Below are 4,880 nucleotides of genomic sequence, written 5' to 3'. Positions count from 1 at the left end.
CGTTGGACACGGCATATCGCTCCTTCGGTGGAGAAGTGGAGGCGTCAAGCACCCCCACGATATGCCGCCTTTCCGATTCCCGCCGTCACCAACTTTGGGCGATAGCTCGAGTACGCCATGCCAAGCTGATGGTTGCTTGTGGGTGCAAGTCCCATCCGGCCAAAGCCACAGCAGGCAAGCCGGGACCGAGTCTTGCGAGCGTTGCGGCAACGTGGGGTTCGAAGTGTAGACAGGAGCCATGCGAGGTGCGGGAATGAGCCTCGAAAGGTGGATGTTCGCGGAGGCCGAGTGTGTTCCCTAGTCACGAAGGCTGCATGAGCATCGTCGTTATGCGAGACGATGTCGCTCCGTCGGGGTCGATGGCCGGATCACGCATGGAAGGTAATCATCGGAACATGAGAGGCCCGACCGGGTCCATTGGATTGGTCTCAGTGGGGGACAGCGGCAAGGCACTGCCAGAGCCGTTGTCCGAGCTGAGGTCCGGAGTCGGACTGGTCCATAGTACCTGTGAAGTCGTCGAAGGAAACGAGACGTATGGAGGGAAGGGACCAGCCCGAGGGGAGCCCGCGCGAGAAGGCCAGGGTCCGGACACAGAGCCGGGTTGCCTTGCCGCCGAACCTCGAACGGGTGAACGCGGCGGCCAAGCAGGCTGCCCAAACCCGGTTCACGGCCCTGCTGCATCACATCGATGAGGACGCTCTGCTTCGGGCGTTTCGACGACAAAAGCGGCAGGCCAGCGCGGGAGTCGACGGGGTAACGGTGGCGAAGTACGAAGAGGAGCTCACGGATAACATCCGCGACCTCTGCGGGCGGGTCCACACGGGTCCTTATCGGCCACAGCCGGTGCGACGAGTCTACATCCCCAAAGCCGATGGCGGTAAGCGGCCTCTCGGTGTGCCGGCGCTAGAGGACAAGATTGTCCAAAGCGCCGTAGCCGAGGTGCTGAGCGCCGTCTACGAGGCCGACTTCCTCGGGTTCTCCTACGGCTTCCGGCCGGGGCGGAATCCGCATATGGCGCTTGACGCCCTACACACGGCGATCATGAGCCAGCGCGTGAACTGGGTGCTCGATGCCGACATACGCAGCTTCTTGGACGTGGCTTCATAATACCCCCTGCTTCATGCGGTTTGGTCGAAACGGTTGGATTGCGGGGCTAAGACCTTGATGCGGAGTCCCTTTTGCTTCCCGCGCACAACGTGCACGGCTTCGAGTTCGCCCCGCTTGACTCGCTGCAACACGGTTTGGCGCGGGACCCCGAGCGCCCGCATAGCCTCGCGCATCGGCAGAAAGTCGTCGGACGTTTCGCCGTTGAAGCGCGCCTTGAGTTCATCGGTCAGCCGAATGCGCCAGGGAGCGCCGGGCGTGAGCTGCTCGCCGGCGATAATGCCGTCGTTGAGCAAACGATGGATGGTCGAGGGAGCGACACCAAGCGCGGCGGCGGCTTGCTTGATGTTCAAAAGATCGCCGGCGGCTTGCGGTTTGTCTTGGAAGTTCGGGATCTTCCAGTGCCGGCGTAAATTGCCGACGCGGTTGCGGTCGAAGCGGTGGCCGTAGGCGGTCGCGCGGCCCTGCCGGTTGAGGATGTCGGCGATCACGGCATCGGGATAATGCATTGCCAGTCGTCGCAGGAGCGCAACTGTGTCCTCGTCGGTACGGATCGTCGCCGGCCGCGATCGGGGCAGGCCGAGATCGATCTCGGTCAGCGCGCCGCCCTTCCAGCGCAGCGTCAAATGGGCGGCACAGGCATCGCGATCGACTTTGACGATGACCTCGTCGAGGAGCGTCCGCAGCAACTCTTTCCGGTCGCGCGGCGTCGTCGTGCTTGCGATCCACGGAGACGAGATCGGGTCCGAGCGCGAGCAGGCGGTCACGCTCCTGATGGCTGATCGTATGGGGGCGAGCGGCCTCACGACGCGCAAGATCGGCCTTTGCGGCTTCCAGCGCTTCAGGCAGGCTTCCCACTCCCGCTCAAGACCGCGCGCGACGAGACGGTTGTCGGGATCGACGGCGCGATAGCGCCGTTCTGCGCGCTGGGCTTCGTAGCTGGCGCGTTCCACGGCAAGGCGCCATTGCTTGAGCGCCGCCTCGCGATCCGCTTCAAGCCGTTCCGCAGCGGTGACTGTCGCGGTCAGTTTGGCGGGGTTCCAAGGCGGCGATGAACGCCTGGGTGATGGCGTCATCGATTTGAACGCCACCGATATTGAGGCAACAGACGCCGCGGTTCTCGACCAGCACTTTGCCAGCACAGTGATAGCCTGGCGAAGCATTGCGTCCGCCATAGTGGGTATGCAGGCGGCGGCCGCAATGGCCGCAACTGGCAAGACCTTGCAGAAGGGCGCCGCCCTCTCTCACGGCGCCGGCGCCCTTGTGCGGCTGAGGTCGCGTGTTCGCGGCGAGACGTTGCTGATTTGCTTCATAGGTCTGCCAATCGATGAAGCCGGGATGATGCTCGGGGATGAGGACCTGCCATTGGGACCGCGGCAAGAATCGAATCCGCTTCTTGCGCGCGCCAGTGCCATCGAGAATCGTCTCTTGGCGCGTTTTGCCATAGACATAGGCGCCGGCATAGACGGGATTGGTCAAGACCTGGTGGATGGCGGTGTAGCTTGCCACGACCCAGCGGATCTCGGCACGGGCGTGCAGCTGCAGCGGGAAGGTGAGCCCCTCGGAACGAAACCAGAGCCAAACGCGACGCGCCGATCCCATCGCGGCAAAGCGCGCAAAAACATTGCGAATGACGGTAACGACAGCCTCATCGGGATGGAAGCGGACCTCGCCATCGGCATCGCCCCAGACGAAGCCGACCGGCAGACCGCGGCGCAGTTCGCCGCGCGCCGCCTTGTTGCGGATTCCACCGTTGAGGCGAGCCCGCAGCACGTGCAGTTCGGCCTCGCTCATCGTGCCTTTGAGCCCCAGCAAGAGGCGATCATTGAACACGGCCGGATGATAAATGCCGTCCGCATCGCCGATCAGCGTGTCGGTAAATCCGGCCAGATCAATCAGGCGGTACCATTCGGCGTTATTGCGCGCGAGCCGCGAGACTTCGAGACCGAGCACCAGACCGACGCGCGCGAGCGCCACTTCGGCGGTGAGGCGGGCAAAGCCCGAACGCGCCACCGAGCCCGAACCGGAGAGGCCAAGATCCTCGTCGATAACGATGATGCGGTCATCGGGCCAGCCGAGGTCGCGCGCTTTGCCGACAAGCGCATATTGCCGGTTGGTCGATTCGCGGTTGTGCTCGACCTGTGCGGCGCTGGATTGGCGCAGATAGACGACGGCCTGTCGAGAGAGATGCCTTGGCGTAATCTTGACGCGCTCATTCATCGCTTGCCTCCGTCGACGGGCCGTTCTGAAGCAGGCGGGAGATGAGGCGCGCCAGAATCTCGATGGCCGCCATGCGGGCGGCTTCGTCGATTTGGTCCCACGCGACTGACGCGCTTGGTGGAACATCGGGCTGATCGAAAAACTCCAGGTTCAATTGCATGGCGGCCTTCCTTGCACGGCGCCGACTCGGCGCCCCGGATGCAAAGAGCGTCGACCAGCTTGCGCAAGTGGAGCAAATCACCGAGCCTGCCGAGATCGTGGACAGCGTCATCGGCGTCGATTGCCGGCGTGCCTCCAAGCGGCTCCACCCTCCAGTCGGTCCAGCTCGCCGGAATCAACGACCGGCTGCCATCCGGCAAACCGGTGAGGAGATAGTGGACGCCGCGCCGCCTAATGGTACCAATCACGGCCAGCACGCGACCTTCGAACGGGTGTCGCGTGCGCGTGATCGTCACTGAAGTTGGAACATCATGGCGATGGGCAGTGTGTGGCCGCTTCCTTCGACTCGGTCGACCACGAGTGGCTGCTGCGGATGGTGGCGCACAGGATCGCCGATCCTCGCATCTTGCGGCTCATAGAGCTGTGGCTGCGGGCCGGCGTTCTTGAGAGCGGCGAGAAGCAAGAAACGGACAGGGGTACCCCGCAGGGGGCGGGCATCAGTCCGCTCCTCGCCAACATCTTTCTGCACTACATCCTCGACCTCTGGGCCCACCAATGGCGTCGTCGCCGCGCACGCGGTCGCGTTGCGGCCGTGCGCTATGCGGACGACTTCGTCATGGGCTTCGAGAGCAAGGCGGATGCGCAGGAGATGCTCTTGGCCCTCAAGGCGCGGCTGGCCAGATTTGGCCTGATGCTCCATGAGGACAAGACGCGGCTGATCGAGTTTGGCCGGTTCGCGGCCCTCTCGCGTCAGCGGCGCGGCGAGCGGCGACCCGACACCTTCGCCTTCCTCGGCTTCACCCACTACTGCGGGCGGACCCGAGATGGCCGGTTCATCGTGAAGCATAAGACTGAAGGGAAACGCCTGACGCGTAAGCTGACGGCGTTGCGCCAGGAGGCCTGGCGGCTCATGCACGCGCCAATGGCCAAGCAGCACGAGTGGTTCGCCGCTGTGCTGCTTGGACACTACGGCTACTACGGCAGGCCGCACAATTATCCAGCGCTCAACGGCTTCTCCCGCGAAGTGCGTCGGATCTGGATGCGCTGTCTGAGACGGCGCAGCCAGAAAAGCCGGCGCATGGGGTGGTCGGAGTTCGAGACCCTCACGGCACGCTTCCGTCTGCCCGTTCCACGCATCACTCGCACTTGGGCACAGGCGCGGATATGACGCGGGTTACCCTCGGGAAGAGCCGGATGCGGGAAAGCCGCCTGTCCGGATCTGTGAGGGCAAAGCCGAATGGCCTAGCTACTCGACCACGACCGACGGCCCGAAGTGACGGCCGGATTTGAATCTTTCGGGATCCGGGACCAGCGCTTTGACGGAAGCCGCCGTGATCGCTCCAACGCCCGGAATTGTGATCAGCCGCCGCATGTCCTCGTCACGTTTCACCTCGCCG

5 protein-coding genes and 1 pseudogene are annotated in these 4,880 nt (G+C 63.9%); 2 read left to right on the top strand and 4 right to left on the bottom strand.

The genetic code is table 11. The features are described from left to right. The first annotated feature begins 534 nt into the window (after nt 1–534). Nucleotides 535–1,107 carry a reverse transcriptase domain-containing protein gene (locus tag IVB48_RS16430; protein ID WP_247400902.1) on the top strand — a complete coding sequence of 191 codons (573 nt, stop codon included), beginning with the start codon at nt 535–537 and terminating at the stop codon, nt 1,105–1,107. An 11-nt stretch (nt 1,108–1,118) separates the two neighbouring features. On the opposite strand, the gene IVB48_RS16425 is transcribed toward IVB48_RS16430, so the two are convergent. Genes IVB48_RS16425 through IVB48_RS16415 form a run of 3 tightly spaced genes read right to left on the bottom strand, consistent with a single transcriptional unit; the run spans nt 1,119 to nt 3,484 of the window. Further along, nucleotides 1,119–2,057: a helix-turn-helix domain-containing protein gene (locus IVB48_RS16425; protein ID WP_247400900.1), complete on the bottom strand. Its 939-nt coding sequence runs from the start codon at nt 2,055–2,057 to the stop codon at nt 1,119–1,121. 40 nt (nt 2,058–2,097) lie between these two features. Beyond that, nucleotides 2,098–3,324 carry a recombinase family protein gene (locus tag IVB48_RS16420; RefSeq protein ID WP_247400898.1) on the bottom strand — a complete coding sequence of 409 codons (1,227 nt, stop codon included), beginning with the start codon at nt 3,322–3,324 and terminating at the stop codon, nt 2,098–2,100. Further along, nucleotides 3,317–3,484, bottom strand: a complete 168-nt coding sequence (locus tag IVB48_RS16415; protein WP_247400897.1) for a hypothetical protein — start codon at nt 3,482–3,484, stop codon at nt 3,317–3,319. The genes IVB48_RS16420 and IVB48_RS16415 overlap by 8 nt, the downstream gene beginning before the upstream one ends. A 327-nt stretch (nt 3,485–3,811) precedes the next feature. On the opposite strand from IVB48_RS16415, the gene IVB48_RS16410 reads away from it, so the two are divergent. After that, the gene (locus tag IVB48_RS16410) at nt 3,812–4,651 is read left to right on the top strand and encodes a reverse transcriptase domain-containing protein (protein ID WP_247400895.1); all 840 of its coding nucleotides are present in this window, start codon (nt 3,812–3,814) and stop codon (nt 4,649–4,651) included. 102 nt (nt 4,652–4,753) lie between these two features. Here IVB48_RS16410 and IVB48_RS16405 read toward each other — a convergent pair. Further along, nucleotides 4,754–4,880: pseudogene (locus tag IVB48_RS16405) on the bottom strand (transposase); the annotation flags it as partial.

It is taken from the genome of Bradyrhizobium sp. 76 (genome assembly GCF_023073025.1).
GTDB lineage: Bacteria > Pseudomonadota > Alphaproteobacteria > Rhizobiales > Xanthobacteraceae > Bradyrhizobium.
This window is presented reverse-complemented; position numbering and strand designations above follow the sequence as displayed.

Coding starts and splice junctions, on each gene's coding strand:
- IVB48_RS16415 (WP_247400897.1), bottom strand. CDS start 3,484: ATGCAATTGAACCTGGAGTTTTTCGATCAGCCCGATGTTCCACCAAGC.
- IVB48_RS16420 (WP_247400898.1), bottom strand. CDS start 3,324: ATGAATGAGCGCGTCAAGATTACGCCAAGGCATCTCTCTCGACAGGCC.
- IVB48_RS16430 (WP_247400902.1), top strand. CDS start 535: ATGGAGGGAAGGGACCAGCCCGAGGGGAGCCCGCGCGAGAAGGCCAGG.